Raw genomic sequence first — 16939 nt, 5'->3', positions numbered from 1 at the left:
TGGAAAAGAAATCAAAGGGCTGAGGCCGATCAACATGATGTATATCGATGAAATACTGGAATATCTCCCGCACCGCTATCCCTTTTTGCTGGTGGATCGGGTGACCGAGATTGAAAAGTCGAAGTCGATTAAAGGCTATAAAAACATCTCCTTTAACGAGCCGTTTTTTACTGGCCACTTTCCTGAAAACCCCATTATGCCAGGCGTGCTCATTATTGAGGCCATGGCCCAGCTTTCAGGCATTCTCGGATTTGCGACCGTGGGGCGGAAACCTACGGACGGGCTGGTACAATACCTGGCTGGGTCCAGTAAGGCGCGCTTTAAGCGTCCTGTTTTGCCGGGAGACCAGTTGTGCATGGAATCGGAGATAATCTCTGAAAAACGTGGCATCTGGAAATTTGATTGTCGCGCGTTGGTCGATGGAAACGTCGTCTGCGTTGCAGAGATACTGACCGCTGAGAGAGAAGTTTAATGGCAACAAACGACTGGTCGGGTGTTCATCCTCAGGCGATTGTAGACCCGTCAGCCAAGCTTGCGGATAACGTAACGGTTGGCCCCTGGAGTTATATTGGCCCCGATGTCGAAATTGGCGAGGGCACAGAAATTCTTTCCCACGTGGTGGTGAAAGGGCCAACGGTCATTGGTCGGAATAACCGTATTTTTCAGTTTTGTAGCGTTGGTGAGGCCTGCCAGGATAAAAAGTATGCTGGCGAACCAACCACATTGTTTATTGGCGATAACAACACTATTCGCGAAAATTGCACCGTTCACCGTGGCACGGTGCAAGACAAGGGCGAAACCCGAATTGGTAGCAATAACCTGCTTATGGCCTACGTGCATGTGGCTCATGACTGCGTTATTGGCAACGACATCATTCTTGCCAACTGCGCAACATTGGCAGGCCACGTAACAGTGGGCGACCACGCTATTCTGGGTGGCGGTACCATGGTTCATCAGTTTTGCCATATCGGGCCTCACAGTATGGCGGCTGGTGGCAGTATCGTGCTGAAGGATATACCTGCTTACGTGATGGCTGCTGGCCAGTCAGCGGAGCCTCACGGTATAAACGTTGAGGGCCTCAAACGCCGTGGTTTTGATAAAGAAGTGGTGATGACCCTGCGCCGTGCATACAAGGTTATCTACCGCCAGGGTTTGACCACAGAGCAGGCTGTTGAAATGCTGGAAGATACCTATGCCGATACGCCAGAAGCTCGCGTGCTTATCGACTCCCTGCGCGGCGCTCATCGCGGTATTATTCGCTGAGCTGGCAGGAGTCTTGTTTGATGGGCCTTCCCCATACTGCCGTGGTGAGTAATCGCAAAGTAACCTTTGGAATTATTGCAGGAGAGGCGTCTGGGGATATCCTGGGCGCAGGCCTGATTCGATCACTTCGCGATCGTTATCCAAAAGCGCGTTTTGTTGGCATAGGTGGCGATGAGATGATTGCTGAAGGCTTTCATTCATTGGTTCCCATGGAACGCTTGTCCGTTATGGGGCTGGTAGAGGTTCTGGGCCGTATCCGGGAGTTGTTCAGTATACGTGCCCGTCTGCTGAGTTATTTCTTTGCCACACCACCCGATGTGGTCATCGGTATTGATTCCCCGGATTTCACCCTGGCTATCGAGCGGCGCTGCCGCGAAGCAGGCATACCATCCGTTCATTATGTGAGCCCCTCCGTTTGGGCGTGGCGACAGAAACGAATCTTCAAAATTGCCAAATCCGTTGACCTGATGCTCACCTTGCTGCCATTCGAAGCCGGGTTTTATGAAGAGCATGATGTGCCCGTTGCATTTGTAGGGCACCCCCTCGCAGATCGCATACCTGTTGTCCCGCAGACAAGTAAAGCTCGTCAGGAACTGGGGCTTGATGAGAACGTACCTTTGCTGGCGATATTGCCAGGAAGCCGTGCCGGAGAGGTTGAGCGGCTCGGCACGCTGTTTTTGGAAGCGGCGCGCTGGATACAAGCCAAACGGCCAGATGTACAGCTGGTTATACCCTGCGTAAATCGTGACCGGGAAAAGCAGGTTCGCGAGCTTATTGAAGCGCTTGAGGTGAAGTTGCAGGTCACTATTGTAAGAGGCCGGTCTCGGGAAGTAATGGCGGCTTCAGACGTTGTGTTGCTAGCTTCTGGAACTGCGACCCTTGAGGCCATGTTGTTGAAGAAACCCATGGTAGTGGGATACCGATTAAGTAATGTTAGTTATGCGCTTCTGTCACGTCTGGTAAAGGTGCCTCATGTTTCATTGCCTAACCTGCTGGCAAAGCAACCGCTGGTTCCTGAACTATTGCAGGATGACGCGACGCCTGAATCACTCGGCGCCGCCGTATTGGAGCGTATGGAAGATCAGCAAGAGCGAAATCGGCTGATCGAGGCGTTCACAGAGCTTCACCACACATTGAAGCAAGATGCTGATAAAACAGCCGCGCAGGCAATCTCGGCACTCATTGAAAAAGGAGTTCATTGAATGGCCCGTGCACCCGCCCTGCCACCTTTCGAGTGTGCTTATCAGGGAAAGCTTCTGGCCGGGGTGGACGAAGTAGGGCGTGGGCCGCTCATCGGCGCGGTTGTAACGGCCGCCGTAATTCTGAATCCCGACCGGCCTATTGCCGGGTTGGCAGACTCCAAGAAGCTTACGGAGAAAAAGCGCAACGCGTTATACGATGAGATCCTCGAGCATGCTACTGCCTGGTGCCTGGGCCGCTGTGAGGCTCATGAGATCGATCAGATCAACATTTACCAGGCCACAATGATCGCAATGGAACGGGCCGTTGCAGGGCTTGGGGTTGCACCTGAATACGTACTGGTTGATGGCAACAAATGCCCCAAGTGGCACTGGCATTCAGAGCCTGTGGTAAAAGGAGATACCCGCGTAGAAGCGATCAGCGCCGCATCCATCATCGCCAAAGTAACCCGGGACCGGGAAATGGAAGCAATGAATCTTAAGTACCCAGGTTATAGCCTTGCGAAGCACAAGGGGTATCCCACGCCTGTGCACCTTGAGGCTTTGTTCCGGTTGGGCGTAACGCCAGAGCACCGAAAATCCTTCCGCCCGGTTCAGGAAGCCATGAAACAGGTCGGCTTTTTCAAAGCGCCGACGGCACACGAGTCAGAAAACTTAAGCTATCCGACTGACCTCTTTGAAAATAGTATTTGACAGTTCGCATCTGAATCCTTAATATACGCGCACGTTGATCGGGGTCACCCGGCAACAACCAGTTTGATGCGGGGTGGAGCAGTCTGGTAGCTCGTCGGGCTCATAACCCGAAGGTCGTTGGTTCGAATCCAGCCCCCGCTACCATATAAAAGAAAGGCAGATCAGTAACTTACTGGTCTGCCTTTTTTGCTTTTTAATCCTGAAATTTTCTCCGTGCCCTCACCGTGCCCTATGTGTGCCAATTTCTGATTTGGAGATTCCGGCCCCGCTTCGCTTTTGACCGTAAGTCTTCCAGTGGCACTGGGTATATGCTCCTGCCTGTCTTATTAAAAGCGGGTATCACTGGTAGGAGAGATCACTAAGGCGGATATTCTGGCGGCCCGCAACAAGATGGCTCGGCGGAATTGAAGCTCATTCAGCCTGGTCAAGACTGTGCCAAATTGGCACACCAAGTTGATTGAGTCAGTTAAGTATGCCAATATGGCACACGTGGATTGAGTCCGTCGAATCACTTTTTATCAAGGAAGAGAATTTTCTTGGGTTCCAGTCGAGCCTATCCCACCATCGGTGAAGAATATGATGAACACACAAGGTAAAGACACTCGCTTGGTCGCCCGTGTCGATGAAGAAACGCAGAGACTTATTGCTCATGCAGCAGAGTTAACGGGCCGCAGCTTGAGCCAGTTCCTGATCTACGCTGCAAAGAAAGAAGCACAAGAGGCCGAGCGTCAGGCGCTACAAATCCGGGTTTGCCGGCAAAGTGCTGATCTTATGCTGGAGCTGCTGGATAACCCTGAGCCGATTAACCCAGAGCTTCGGGAAGCTGCACTCAACCACAGGAAGTTGGCTGGTGACTTTAAGAATCGAAGAAATCAGTAAAGAACACAATCGGCGAAAGTTTGACTGCGGTAAATCTGCACTCAACGAGTTCTTAAAGAAAATTGCCCGGCAAAGCAGCCAGAAGATGGCGACACGGACTTATGTACTGATTGAAGATGAGGTCGACCCGACGGAGATCCTGGGTTATTACACTCTTCTTCCCAGCACCTTTGTCTTCCCTCAGGGGCATCCTCTACAAAAGCGGTTTCCGTCGGATCCGCCGGTTTACCGGCTGGCACGGCTTGCGGTTGATAACTCTGTCAAAGGATATGGATTAGGCGCATACCTGCTGATCGAGTGCCTGAGGCGAGTTGTTGATGCGTCGATGTCAGTTGGAGGTATCGGCTGTGCGGTAGATGCCAAAGACGCCGACTCGAAAAGATTCTACGAAAAGTTCGGGTTCGTTGCGATTGATGTTGTTGAGGGTGACTCTTTAGCTCTTTGGCTACCTTTTGAACAATGTCTCGAGGCAGTCGAACTCTCGCAGACAAGTGGACGGTAGTTGAGTTCTGCCCCGGAGCCGGATCCATGTTTTTAATCTTGCTATAAACGAAAACATCTATACCTATCTGAATTATGGCACTTATCTTTGGAAGTCGGATTATATGGTGCAGGGTGTCAGCGCAGGCTTGGGTGTCTCGTTTTGAGCTGTTTGTAACTTCGAGGGCGTTTTGATGAGGTGATTCCTATGGTTGTATCAAAGCAAGGTTCCGTGCGGGTTGCTCTTAGGGCTTGTTTTTCTGACCCTGCCGCCAAGTGCATTGGCAGAATGCACAGCCCGGAAGAATACCCTTGGCCACCTGAATTATCACTGCACCGACGGGAACAAAGGCCAAATCCGAAAAATGCACTGGGCAACTATCGCTCAAACGATGGCAAGGTTTACCGTGAGGATGCGTTGGGTGACTGGCGATCTGGTTCTCGTTGATGAGCGTTTCTACGTTCGCCCGGGTGGATGGCCATAATTTCCAGGCACCCTGTGAGAAGCCTTTGCGGCTGATCAACGCTTTACTTGCTCGCTCCGGGTATCTAGCATGGCGTCACGTCAAGAACTGTCGCTTCTGACGCCACTGCCCAAAACAAACCTGCAAGGAAGCCGCCATGTCCAGCACCGCCGTTCGCTACCTCACCATGCTCAGAATGGTGCCCCGGTACCCGAAAACCATCACCACAACCGAATTGGCGAGCCGGCTGAAAGAACATGAGTTTTCCGTGACCATGCGATCCATTCAGCGGGATCTGGAAAAGCTCAGCACAGACTTTCCCTTGCTGGTGGATGAAAAAGCCCGCCAGTATCGTTGGTCGTTTGATCGGAATGCGGCCGTCGATATTGTCCCGGCGTTGGATTTACCGGCGGCCCTCACGTTTGAATTAGCCAGGGCTTATCTCTCCCCCATGCTGCCGCCCAGGGCGCTTTCCCATTTGAAGCCCCACTTTGACGAAGCCCACCGCACCTTGCTGCGTGAACAAAATCCCCTCGGCCAGTGGCCCGACCGGGTGAGAGTGATTAACCGCGGCCTTGGTGGTCAGCGCCCCGCCATAGATGCCGATGTGCTGGAAACCGTTACGGAAGCACTGCTGCGGGAATACACCTGCAAACTGACCTACCAGGCCCGCAACTGGCCAGCGCCGGAGGAGATTACCGTACACCCGTATGGGCTGATCTTTCGTGATCCGAACGTGTATTTGATTGGAAACATTGAGGGCAGGGAAGGTGTCCGCCAACTGGTGTTGCACCGCGCCACGGCGGGCGACGTGCTGGAAGCACCGATTGAACGGCCAGAGGATTTTGATCTGGACCTGTATATCCATTCCGGAGCCATGGGTATCCTGAAGTCTGACAAGCCAGTCTACCTTAAGCTACGTTGCGATAAGCCAACCTTGAACCATCTCATTGAATCGCCCTTGGGCTTTGACCAAATCAATACCGAGATTGATGACACCACCTTCGAAATGGCGGTCACGGTGGGCGATACCCAGGATTTGCGCTGGTGGCTGACGGCTCAGGCCGAGCATTGCGATATTCTGGAGCCGGCGTGGTTAGGGGAGGAGATTGAAAGCACCCTCACGCGGGGCTTGAATCGAAGCCGACAGGCCAAGGCTCAATAGCCTGAAAAACTCACGGTGCTTGTTCATGATTACATAGCGAAGCTTCCGCCTTTGGAGATGGTGACGGACCCAAAACAACTGGTGGGGTATTGTTCAGGCGGAGAAAAAGTGGCCGAGGGTATTGGAATAAAAGCCCCACGCACCCTTCCTCTGGCAGGATAGTTGGTGCTAGTTAAATTTTAACCAGATGGGCGGTACAAGTATTGGGTACAGGTATTGATAGTGCCAACAAAACTGGCAACCGTGAAGGTATAAAAACATGAGTAGTGAACAACCGAATTATCCATTGCACGGAATTACGCTTGAGAGTGTTGTGACAAGGCTGCAGGAGCACTACGGCTGGGAAGGACTGGCCCGGCGAATCGACATAAAATGCTTCAAGAATGACCCCTCAATCAAGTCATCGTTGAAGTTCCTGCGTAAGACCCAGTGGGCCCGGGATAAGGTTGAGAGTTTGTATATATCAACGTTTGTGTAAAAAACCGGGGCATACCTGGCTGGTCAGGACCCTGACCAGCCAGCGAGAATCGGCACGTACACGATCAGTAGCAATACGCTGATCAAGGTCAGCAAGTACGGAATGATTGCCCGTGTGATCCGTTCCAGAGGCAGTTGCGTGATTGAGGAAGCCACGTAAAGGTTGATTGCCACCGGCGGGGTGATCATGCCGATTGCCAACCCTACAACGATGACGATGCCAAAATGGATCGGGTCGATTCCCAACTGAAGCACCAGCGGCAGTAGAACGGGTGTCAGGATGATCAAAGCGCTGGCGGTTTCGATGAAGACACCAGTCAGCAGGATTATCCCTACTACCAGTAGCATGATCACGTAAGGATTGGTGGAGATAGAGAGCACGGCTTGAGCAATGGCGCCAGGCACCTGCCAACTGGAGAGCGTCCAGCTCAGCACTGCCGAGGTGGCGATCACCAGCATGATCACTGAGGTGGTAATGGCAGAACGAATCAGAATGCGATACACATCTTTGAGCTTGAGATCGCGATAGATGAACAGCGAGACCAGCAAGGCGTAGTTGACCGCCACCACAGCCGCCTCGCTAGGGGTGAAAATACCCGAGAATATGCCTCCCAGAATGATGACCGGCGTCATCAGCCCCCAACTGGCACTTTTCAGCGTGCGCCAGATGGTGCGCAGTGACAGCGGTGTACCTTTCGGGTATTGGCGTTTATAGGCCTGAGTAATGGCAATCGCCATCAGCCCCAGCCCCATAGCCAAGCCCGGCAGAAAGCCGTTCAGGAAAAGCTCGGTTACCGACTGCTGGGCAATCACCGCATAGATAATCATGGGCACCGAAGGCGGGATCACCACGCCGAGGGTGCCGCTTGCTGCAATTAGGCTGGCGGCAGACGCGGGGTCGTAGCCTTTTTTGCGTAATTCCGGCACCAGGCTTGATCCTACAGCCGCCGTAGTCGCTGCCCCGGAGCCTGATATCGCAGCGAAGAACATACCTGCCATTACCGACACCAGAGATAGGCCTCCGCGCAGGAAACCGAAGAGGGAGTCGGCGAAGTTGACCAGCCTCTCGCTCACCTTGCCTTGCGCCATGAGATCGCCGGCCAGAATGAACATGGGAATAGCCACCAGAGCAAACGAATTGATGCCCTGAAACATTTGCTGGGTGACCACCATCAGTGGCACCCCGGCCTGGCTCAACGCAACCATGGTGCTGGCGCCTATGGCCAAGGCGATAGGCACGCCCAGAAGCATGAGCCCGAAAAAAAGTCCGAAAAGAAGCAGTGTCATGGACCAGAATCCTCAACACGCTCGCCATTGATTATCAACTCCAGCAGGTCGACGAAGGCATACCAACTCATCAGGGCAGCAGTAAGCGGAATCACGGCATAAACGTAGGTCATGGAGAGCCGTAAGGATGCAGATTTCTGAAAACTCTGGACTTGCATATAGCGATAGCCGATCACTACCAGTGCCACGGTGAAGGCCAGTACTGCCAGCGTGGCAGCGATGCGTGCGGCTTGTCGCAGGCGCACAGGCAGGGCGTCTACGGCAAAGGTCACGGCGATGTGCCGGCCACGCTGAAACGCCAGAGTGCCCGCCAGAAAGGTGATCCACACAAGCAGAAAACGGCTGACCTCCTCGGTCCAGCCGACCGCGCTGAACAGCACGCGGGATACAATCTGCAGGGTAATCACCCCTATCAATGCCGCCATAGCCGCAAAGACCACGGGCTGGAGAATCGCATCCAGCCCGTGTTCAATCCGTTTTAGCGGCCTCAACAACGGTTGAAGTGCTGTGGCCACTTACTTGAGCGCCTCCTGAATGCGCGGCAGGTAATCACCGAACTGTTTGCCGTACTGTTCATATACTGGCGCCACGGCGGCCTGGAACGCTTCCATATCCGGGTTGTCGTTGATCACCATGCCGGCTGCGCGCAGTGCGGCCAGCTGCTCGGATTCCATGTCTGCGTTTACCTGGCGCTCATGTTCAGCGGCTTCCTGGGCGGCTTGCGCCAGCACATCCTGAGCCGCTTCAGGGAGCCTGTTCCAGGCAGGCATGCCCATCACGAATATGGCCGGGGCATAGGTATGCCGCGAGAGGGTCATATAGCTCTGGGTTTCGTTGAGCTTGAAGGAGTGAACCACATTGACCGGGTTTTCTTGTCCGTCAATGGTGCCTTGCTGCATGGCTGTGAGGGCTTCTGTCCACGCCATCGGGATAGCGTTAGCGCCTAACGCCCGGAAAGTGTCTACGTACACCGGGTTTTCCATCACGCGGATGCGCAGGCCATCAAGGTCTTCCGGAGTGTTGACCTTACGCTCGCTGTTGGTCAGGTTGCGAAAGCCACGTTCGGCATAGGCCAAGCCTTTCAGGTTAACCTCAGAGAGCTTGTCCAGCAGCTCCTGGCCAATAGGCCCATCGAGCACTTCATAAGCGGCTTGCGGTGAGGGAAACAGAAACGGCAGTTCGAACACGGCCATTTCTTCAACAAAGTTGGCCACGGGGCCGTTGGTGATCACACCCATATCGACAGTGCCGATCTGCATGCCTTCCAGCAGGGTGCGCTCGTCACCCAGTGAAGCGTTAGGGTACAGCTCTATGCTTACTGCACCTTCGGTACGTTCTGCTACTAAATCCTGAAATTTGACGGCGGCAATATGGAAACCGTCCTGCTCGTTAACCACATGGGCCAGACGCAGAGTGACCGGGTCCATATCGGTAAAATCGGATGCAAAGGCCGTGCTGGCGATGGCCAGCGAAACGCTTAGCGTCAGCGTATTCAGGCTGAGTTTTTTCATTGTAGTTTTCCTTGATGAATCAGGCGATAACGCGTTCGAAAAATGGGCCCCCGCTGAAGATGGGGAGAGACGAGTGAGCTTAGTTGATTTTAAAAAGAAAATCGATTGGTGGAGGGCTGCCGATGGGGGAGCTTCTCTCCCTTCTGCGGTGGCCTCGAAGTTTTCACGCAACGCCATATCGCTGCGGGGAATGCTGTGCCAGATCTTACTTGGGAAGGTACGGTTCTTGTGCTGTAGCTTTCATTGGCGCTTACCCTGAACCCCTACCTCTCCTGCAAAGCCGCAAACGAAATCTGTTCCTGCTCCAGCCGCAGGTTCTTTCCTGGCTCAAGTGTACTCAGCATCTGATAAACCGCTTGCTCGTGTTCTGTCAGGTTCGGCAAATCCCCGATATGAGGACTGGGTTCAATGCCCCACAGATGCTGATGGCCCCGGAGGGTTGCCGCGTCCATGAGCAGGGAGCGGCTGTTGGGTATGGCGTCGCGAAGCTGGTTGAGGATTCGGAAACCATGGGTATCAATGTCGCCCCAGTACATCACGTTTTTTTCCTTTAGCCAGCTTGCGTTGGCAAGCTGCTTGCCGATGCCATAGCCCTGTCCAAAAATCACGATAGATGAGGGCGTGTCTGGAAAGGCCAGGGCGGTGACGTCGTTTTCCACGATATAAACCGTATCGACGGGCAAAGATAGCGTCTGGAACTGATCTACGGGAATTTCAATGTCCCGTAAACCGCTAATATCCTGAGCCTTGTCCAGAAATCGCAGACGCAACCGCACGGGCCTGCGTAGAAAGCCATAGCGCTGCTCGAAGTGGCGGACGCCACTGACGCTGGCATCGATGGCATGCTCTGGCAAAACCCGGTCGAGCAACTCACTCAGCAGGCCACGGTTGCGCTCGATAAACTTGGTATGCACACCGGGAATTTCCAGTTGGCGAATATAGATGCCCGGCCTGGGGTTCACCACCATCCACGCCAGAATGGCCAGCAATGTCTGCCATTCGTGCTGCTGCGCCAGAATGGCTAGTGGCTTTTGCTGACACCAGCCGGCGAGTTCAGGAAACTGCTGGCTGATTTCAGCCGTCAATGACTGGTATTGGCGAGCCGCATTTAGCTGGCCAATTTGCCGGAGCGCTGCCTCGAGGGTGGGCAGTACCACAGCCACGGGCAACGAGTTGCGGCCGAGCTGACGGTTATTGACGGTTTGCCATTCCAGTTCCAGGTCCTGGTTGGCGGCGGTTTGCCAGTGGTTGATCCAGTTTCTTGCAGCATCGAACTGCTCTACAAGTTCGCCAGGCCCCGGTTTCTTCAAGGGCAGGCGCAGGGGGAAGAGAGTATCGGGCTGGTGAGTGGCCCTTAGCAATTCGCCTTTGCGCCAGCGTTTCGCCAGCTGCTCGCGAATGTCTGCCGGTGTCGTCCAGTTGGAGTGTTTCATTGCACCTGAATGCGCTCTCTTGCCGCGCGCTCTTGCCGGTAGGCTTCAATGGTCAGGTTGCGCAACAGGGATTCCCGTCCTTCCGGGTTGTATACGAAGCCCACGTGGGACACGTAGGGTTCGATGATGTGGATTTTTTGCAGCGGCGTTACGATCAGTAGCTGCAGATTGAGCCTCTGGAACAGTTCCAGCCCGAAGCGGGCAGACTCGTCAGAGCCTCGGCCAAAGGCTTCGTCTATCATTACAAAGCGGAAGCTGCGGGAGCGCACTTCGCCCCACTCAAGCCCGAACTGGTACACCAGGCTTGCGGCCAGAACCGTGTAGGCAAGTTTTTCTTTCTGCCCGCCGGACTTGCCGCCGGAATCGGTGTAATGCTCGTATTCGCTGCCGTCTTCCCGCCAGCGCTCAGAGGCGGCAAACGCGAACCATTGGCGCACGTCGGTCACTTTACGGGTCCAGCGCTGGTCCAGATCGCTGGTGCCTTCGCGGCCACGGAAGCGTTCAATAATGGCCTTTACCTGCAGGAACTTCTGTTCTGCGTATTGATCCCCCTCGATGCCCATCATGGTGCCTTCCGTGCAGGCTCTCAGGCTTTCCTGGAACTCGCGGATGTCTGCGTCGGTGTTGGGTTGCGCTTCCAGCAGGATATAGCGCCCGGGGTTGTATTCGATGTCGGCCAGGGAGCGGTTTATCTGGTCGATACGCTCACGAATCTGCTGGCGCTCTTTACTTAGTTGACCGTGAAAGGTGGCAATCTCCCGGATGGTGTTTTCGTTGAGCAGGGCCTTGAACTGCTGCTCGAAGCGGGGTAGGTCGTCTGCCTGGAGGTTGGCAAGCATGGCACGGTATTCGGGGGCGGCATTCAGGCTGGCATCCACATCCTGGGTGTCCAGCGGCCAGGCGTGAATGTATTGGCTCATGGTCCTGAGAATCTTCTCCTCCAGGTGTTTCAGTCGCCGCGATTCATTATCGATTTTGCTCTGCAGCCATTCCCGGAACTCCTGCTCGCGATTGGTGCAGGATTCCACCGTGAGTTGATGCTCGCCCAGGGCTTGTGATCGCAGCTGATCCAGCGCGGTGAATTCGTCGCTCAGGCCAGCTTCATGGGTCAGCAATGCCTGCGCTTCCGCCAGCTGGTTGCGGGCGTTTTCCTGTTTGTCTTCCGTGCTGCCCAATTCGCGGTTGAGTTTTTTCTCCCTCTCTTCGGTGTCCTGGATTCGCGCTTCCAGTTCTTCAAGCTGGTTGGTGAGTGTCTGGAGTTGGTTGGAGGCATTTTCCAACGCCTGTTTTTCTTGCTTCAGTGTCTCCATGGCCTGCGCCGGAGTTTGCCAGTCGATATCGCTGAAGTCCTGAATTTGTAACAAGGCGGTGATGGCGTCGCGCTGTGCGGTCAGTGCCTTGCGCTGCTCACCGATGTGCGCCCATTGTTCACCGAGTTGCTGGATGGTTTTCTTCAGATCAGCCTGTTGGTTCTCCAGCGTGGCGATTTTCTGTTCGTTGCTCCAGCCCAGCACGAACCGGCTGCGATCATTCAGGTTGTGCCGGTCGTCTTTTTCATGGCGCTGATCGCCGGCCTTGATCTGCCCGGATGGGGTGATCGCCCGTGATTCCCGGCGGAACTGGTTCATATCCTCGCAGCAGGCGTAGTCGAAGCGACGTGCCAGTTCCTGTTCGAGCCAGCCATAGAATTCGGAATCCGGCTGTATGTCCAGCTTGTGCACCAGTGATTCCGGATGCAGGCCCGGCGGAACACTGGTCTGTTGCTGGCGCACCCGGAAGTAGACCAGCCGGCCCCGGAGGTTGGTTTTCTCCACCCAGTCTGCGACGGCTGCGTAATGGGTGTCCGAAACCAAGAGGGACAGGGCAAAGTTGTGAAGCACCCGTTCGGCGGCGCCTTCCCAACCGGCTTCCTGTTTCCGTACCTGGATCAGTTCGCCGGCAAAGGGCAGGTCATCCGCATCAAGGTTGAGCGCATCGCAAAGGGCGTCCCGGATGCCAATCTGCCGCGAATGGATGTTGGAACGGCGCTGGCGCAAAGAGGTAAGTTCGTTGTCCAGTTCATCGTGTTGTGTGCGGTAATCCCGCAGCGAGAAATTCAGCTCGCTCTGGGTGTTCTCCAGTTCAGCAGAGTGGCTTTCCAGTTCGTCTTTACGTGTCCCCAGTATGGTGAGGTTGCGTGAGAAGGTGTCGATATCGGGGCGCTCTGCCAGATCCAGGCTGGCTGCGTGGCGGGCGTAATCGTTGGCTTTTTGCTGGCTGCGCTGACGAACCTGATCGAACCGGTCGATTTCAGCGGCAAGCTGTTCCAGCCGGTCCCCGCCCTGTTTCGAAATTGCGCCTTTGAGTTGATCCCGCTGGCCCCGCTGTTCTCTTAGTGTGATACCCAGCTTGTCCAGGTTGCGGCTCTGGCGATCATGCTCTGCTTCAAGGTTGATTAAACGTTGCTCAAGCAGACGGCGGCGGTGGCTGGCGAAGTAGGCTTTCAGAGTTTCTCGGTAGTGCTCCCAAAGAGCGCGCTGCTTTGCGCTTTCCTGATGACGGTCGCAGTCAGCCACCAAGGGCGTAAGTGCTTCGACCTGAGCCCGGGCCTTGAGCACGGCTTCATGGGCCCTGCTGAGATCATCAAAATGATGCAGCAATCCATCAATGCGCGGTTGCACATCAAAGGCTTCCAGCATGTGCTCCCGTACGAAGTCGGTGAGATTGCCAACGGACTTCATGGATACGGTCTGGTGGAACAACGCCAGGGCCTGATCATTTTCCAGGCCAAACAGGCGCCGGAAGGCGGCTTCATAGGGGTTGAAGGTATCAAACAGCTGCACGCCCGGGGAGTCCCGCAATTGTTTGCGCAGCGTTTTGATGTCGTTGTTAAAGTTGGCCAGGTGTTCGCGGATGGTCAGCGCATCTTCTGCCACCAGATAGAAACGGGCTGGTTGCCCTTGTTTGTCCTTGTGCCAGAACACCTGCGCCAGGGTGACCTGCTGGTCGTAGCCTTCATTGCTGAACACGGCCAGGAGCACGGAATAGCTGTTGTGGTCACGCAAGGCCACGGGCTTGGCATTATGGCCGGTGTCGCTGCGTTCGGATTTGTAATAACCCTGTACGTAGGAGCGCAGTGAGCGTTCCTTGGTCAGCGCGCCCGCCGCCTTGTTGTAGGCGATCCGCTGGGCGGGAATCAGCAGGGTGGTCATGGCATCCACCAGTGTCGATTTGCCGGAGCCAATATCACCGGTTAGCAGGCCGTTTTCGCCATTCACTTCCAAACGCCAGACCCGGTTGTCAAAGGTGCCCCAGTTGAGCACTTCCAGGCTTTGAAGCCGGAACCCGGCGCGGGTGTCGCTTTCCACAAAATCCAGCAGTTGCTCCTGCATCAGTCCGCGTCCTCGTTGGTTTGTGGCTGACCGCTGCCGGGGGTGATGTGTCGCTGGTAATCCTGCAGGCGTTGATCAAATTCGTTCAGCCACTGGGCGTCGACATACGCTTTGATAATCCGTCGCACTTCGATTTTGTCCCGCTGATCCCGCAGGCGGCGGATAAACCCCAGTTCGGCGACTTTGTTGAGGTAACCGTCGATCTGGTCCACCAGCCGGGCTTCATTGGAGCTTTCCGGCAGGAAGGTGCGCATCAGGTTGACCACCTCTTCCCGGTCCAGGATCAGGCGCAGTTCACCGCCGGTGGTGTCTGCCTCGGCCAGCTTGCGGCGTAACAGGGCGATTAACAGGCTGACCGGGTAGGAGAGTTGGCGGCGGTTCATCAGCCGGGGCAGTGGGGTGGCGTCCTCACTTTCTTCCTGAGTCGCCAGCCAGGCGTAGCCTTCGGATTCGTCAATCTGAAATGTCAGCCCCATCACCGCCACGTAATCCCGGATGCGGGGCTGCAGGTTAATAATCGTCTGCCACAGACCGGGATCGTCATCCTGATAGATTACCCCTTTCAGTAATCGGATCACCGCCAGGGAGAGGGCCTTCCCCTGGCTGCTGTCTTCGGTTTCGGCTGTGGTCATGATTTGGTCGGTATCCATTGAAAAGGGCTGTCCGGCAGCAGGTTATCGAGTGAAGATCACGCGGGCAATACGGGCGCGGCGGTAGCTGCCATTCTCATCCGCCCATTGAATCGTGTCTTGATGGTTTTCGTCAAAACTGGCGGTGGGTTGATTGCCTGCCATGGTGAGGTAGGTGACCAGTTCCGCCAACCCCACTTGCAATGGATAGCGCTGAATAACGTCTGCGAGTGTAACCTGCGACTGGCCGCGCAGTGCGTCGCGGATGTGGACCTGCAGCCTGGCCCTGTCGACCAGCACCTGATTGAACAGGGCATCTGGGTCCACCCCCGACTCGTCTCCGGCTTCTACCCGGGATTCGATAACCGGGTTCAGCGGCGGCGAAAACAGCGGGCGCTCCATAGCCAAATGGATTCCGGCCTGGGTGGATTCCATCGGCATAATGGCGTCGCTGGGCTGTTCGTCACGCACATTCAGCGCGCGACTTTCAATGCCTTGTATCAGTTGCATGATGCGCTTGTTTTCAAGGTAGGTCTGGTCATCCAGAAAACGGCGCAATTGCTGGGACAAACGGGCGACCGTGCGCTGGGTCTGCTCGCCAGCATCCAGCCAGTCAAAGTGAATGCGCTTGAAACGCGGGTCTGGCTGCAGAGCCTGAATGGCGTCCAGATCGAAAACCCGCTCCAGCCCTTCGGAGAGCTCTTCCTGCCGGGAAGGCGACATCAGAAAATCCCAGAAGGCCCGGAAGGTGCGCCCCTGATCCGTGTCCGAAATGGCATCGCGTTGGCCAAATATCTGTTCCAGCAGATCGCCTTTGCGGCCCTCCCATGCGGTAATCTGCTCCCGTGCCTGACGATCCAGCTGGCGGAAGTTCTGTTCCACCTGGCGAAAATCCGAGAGCAGCTCCCGAGCGGTGCCATTAAGTTGCTGGAAGCGCTCCCGTTGGGCGGTTTCATCCATGATGGCGATATCGCCGGCTTCCACCTGCCTGATTTCCCGTTCAATAGCTGCTTTACGTTCATTGAGGTCATCCAGCCGGGCCTGCTTGTCGGTCTCGGTACCGGATACCATTTGCTGCAGTAAGTCGAAGACCGTTTTCAGCCGAGACTCGGTGCCGACAAACTGGCGCTGGGTCAGGCTCTCCAGCCAGCCGAGGGCCTTTTCAGTGGCGGGGGTCAAGTCGAAGTGGGCTTCATCGCTGCTCTGCGGGTAAAACTTGCGCAGCCACCCCTTGTCGTTCTCTGCCCAGTCGTTGAGATAGTCCCTTGCGCCGCGGGGAAACGAATCCTCGCCGTGGTTAGCGCGGAGCTGAAAAAGCAGATCTTCCAAGCGAGACTGCAGTTGCGATTCTGCAACCGAGCGTTCGTTGGGCTGAATAAATACCAGGTTGAGGAAACTGACAATCAGCGGCGCGTGATCCGCCAACAAAAGCCGCCATGCAGGATGAAAACGGCGTAACTGGCTGAGGTCATCGTAATCCAATGAGCGTACCTTGCAGAAGAGTTTGAGCAGCAATCATATGGCATGTGCCTGGCAGGTTAAAGGTGCCTTGACAATGTTGGTGCTTGCCTACGCCCCGTTAAAAATGTCGAAGTGCACAGCAAAAGAATGGACACATTTCATCACTTTTCACCCAGGTGTCTGCCACCTTCCCACCTCATAATCTTTAGCCACAAAACGAATAACGAAATGTTCGTCTATGACCATCTCACAGGTTTTTTCATCGGCAAGGGGACTCATTCGGTGCGACGCATTCTGTCGCATGCAGCGCATACACTGTCGCCTTATCGTACAGGAGGGTGTATGAGCATCGTATTACCTGCAGCCATGATTTCCATGGCACTTTTCGAATTTGACCCACTGAATACAAAGTGCCAGGAGAAAGGTTCTTTTGGTGAATACGATGGCATTGCAGAGGCGGTGGAAGGGCGCATGCGACAAGGGTTTACTCTGATTCAAGCACTCGTTCTGGAGTTCTCGGATTTATTTTCTGACAACAAGCAGACACATACCGACAACCTGGATCACGTGGTGGCCTACCTGGAAGGTAGGCACCAGTAAATGGATTAATCTTCAACCCAACGCCGC

Annotated in this window: 16 protein-coding genes and 1 tRNA gene; 10 read left to right on the top strand and 7 right to left on the bottom strand. The window is 55.0% G+C overall.

Features of this window, described 5'->3' with window-relative positions; translation table 11 throughout:
• Window positions 1–34 precede the first annotated feature (34 nt).
• The 9 genes from fabZ (at window position 35) to ACTHYN_RS05665 (ending at window position 6621) form a co-directional block, all read left to right on the top strand.
• On the top strand, window positions 35–472 hold the full coding sequence (fabZ, locus tag ACTHYN_RS05705) for a 3-hydroxyacyl-ACP dehydratase FabZ (protein WP_441811509.1): 438 nt from the start codon (window positions 35–37) through the stop codon (window positions 470–472).
• Window positions 472–1263: an acyl-ACP--UDP-N-acetylglucosamine O-acyltransferase gene (lpxA, locus tag ACTHYN_RS05700; RefSeq protein ID WP_441811502.1), complete on the top strand. Its 792-nt coding sequence runs from the start codon at window positions 472–474 to the stop codon at window positions 1261–1263. The genes fabZ and lpxA overlap by 1 nt, the downstream gene beginning before the upstream one ends.
• Before the next feature lie 20 nt (window positions 1264–1283).
• Window positions 1284–2465, top strand: coding sequence for a lipid-A-disaccharide synthase (lpxB, locus tag ACTHYN_RS05695; RefSeq protein ID WP_441811501.1), 1182 nt, complete (start codon window positions 1284–1286; stop codon window positions 2463–2465).
• Window positions 2466–3155 (top strand): ribonuclease HII, encoded by a 690-nt coding sequence (rnhB, locus tag ACTHYN_RS05690; RefSeq protein ID WP_441811500.1) that lies wholly within the window; start codon window positions 2466–2468, stop codon window positions 3153–3155.
• A 67-nt stretch (window positions 3156–3222) separates the two neighbouring features.
• Window positions 3223–3299 (top strand) — tRNA-Met (locus ACTHYN_RS05685).
• 432 nt (window positions 3300–3731) lie between these two features.
• The gene (locus tag ACTHYN_RS05680; protein ID WP_441811499.1) at window positions 3732–4034 is read left to right on the top strand and encodes a type II toxin-antitoxin system TacA family antitoxin; all 303 of its coding nucleotides are present in this window, start codon (window positions 3732–3734) and stop codon (window positions 4032–4034) included.
• Window positions 4006–4536: a GNAT family N-acetyltransferase gene (locus ACTHYN_RS05675; RefSeq protein ID WP_441811498.1), complete on the top strand. Its 531-nt coding sequence runs from the start codon at window positions 4006–4008 to the stop codon at window positions 4534–4536. Before ACTHYN_RS05680 ends, ACTHYN_RS05675 begins: the two co-directional genes overlap by 29 nt.
• Before the next feature lie 599 nt (window positions 4537–5135).
• Window positions 5136–6143: a helix-turn-helix transcriptional regulator gene (locus ACTHYN_RS05670; protein ID WP_441811497.1), complete on the top strand. Its 1008-nt coding sequence runs from the start codon at window positions 5136–5138 to the stop codon at window positions 6141–6143.
• A gap of 259 nt (window positions 6144–6402) precedes the next feature.
• Complete coding sequence (locus ACTHYN_RS05665) at window positions 6403–6621, top strand: VF530 family DNA-binding protein (protein WP_441811496.1); 219 nt, start codon at window positions 6403–6405, stop codon at window positions 6619–6621.
• 23 nt (window positions 6622–6644) lie between these two features.
• Here ACTHYN_RS05665 and ACTHYN_RS05660 read toward each other — a convergent pair whose 3' ends face one another.
• From ACTHYN_RS05660 to ACTHYN_RS05630, 7 genes are all read right to left on the bottom strand, one after another.
• The gene (locus tag ACTHYN_RS05660) at window positions 6645–7907 is read right to left on the bottom strand and encodes a TRAP transporter large permease (protein ID WP_441811495.1); all 1263 of its coding nucleotides are present in this window, start codon (window positions 7905–7907) and stop codon (window positions 6645–6647) included.
• On the bottom strand, window positions 7904–8422 hold the full coding sequence (locus tag ACTHYN_RS05655) for a TRAP transporter small permease (protein WP_441811494.1): 519 nt from the start codon (window positions 8420–8422) through the stop codon (window positions 7904–7906). The genes ACTHYN_RS05660 and ACTHYN_RS05655 overlap by 4 nt, the downstream gene beginning before the upstream one ends.
• Window positions 8423–9418 carry a TRAP transporter substrate-binding protein gene (locus ACTHYN_RS05650; RefSeq protein ID WP_441811493.1) on the bottom strand — a complete coding sequence of 332 codons (996 nt, stop codon included), beginning with the start codon at window positions 9416–9418 and terminating at the stop codon, window positions 8423–8425.
• A gap of 263 nt (window positions 9419–9681) precedes the next feature.
• Window positions 9682–10851, bottom strand: coding sequence for a DUF3322 domain-containing protein (locus tag ACTHYN_RS05645; RefSeq protein WP_441811492.1), 1170 nt, complete (start codon window positions 10849–10851; stop codon window positions 9682–9684).
• Window positions 10848–14222 (bottom strand): ATP-binding protein, encoded by a 3375-nt coding sequence (locus ACTHYN_RS05640; protein ID WP_441811491.1) that lies wholly within the window; start codon window positions 14220–14222, stop codon window positions 10848–10850. Before ACTHYN_RS05640 ends, ACTHYN_RS05645 begins: the two co-directional genes overlap by 4 nt.
• Window positions 14222–14872: a DUF4194 domain-containing protein gene (locus ACTHYN_RS05635; protein ID WP_441811490.1), complete on the bottom strand. Its 651-nt coding sequence runs from the start codon at window positions 14870–14872 to the stop codon at window positions 14222–14224. The genes ACTHYN_RS05640 and ACTHYN_RS05635 overlap by 1 nt, the downstream gene beginning before the upstream one ends.
• Before the next feature lie 24 nt (window positions 14873–14896).
• Entirely contained in the window at window positions 14897–16333 is a 1437-nt protein-coding gene (locus ACTHYN_RS05630; protein ID WP_441811489.1) for a DUF3375 domain-containing protein, read from the bottom strand.
• A gap of 321 nt (window positions 16334–16654) precedes the next feature.
• Here ACTHYN_RS05630 and ACTHYN_RS05625 point away from each other — a divergent pair, with 321 nt between their 5' ends.
• Window positions 16655–16912 carry a hypothetical protein gene (locus ACTHYN_RS05625; protein ID WP_441811488.1) on the top strand — a complete coding sequence of 86 codons (258 nt, stop codon included), beginning with the start codon at window positions 16655–16657 and terminating at the stop codon, window positions 16910–16912.
• Window positions 16913–16939 lie beyond the last annotated feature (27 nt).

The organism is Marinobacter sp., from assembly GCF_052091845.1.
Classification (GTDB): Bacteria; Pseudomonadota; Gammaproteobacteria; order Pseudomonadales; family Oleiphilaceae; genus Marinobacter.
Note: the sequence above shows the minus strand (reverse complement) of the source record. Positions and strands in the feature narration are given on the sequence as shown.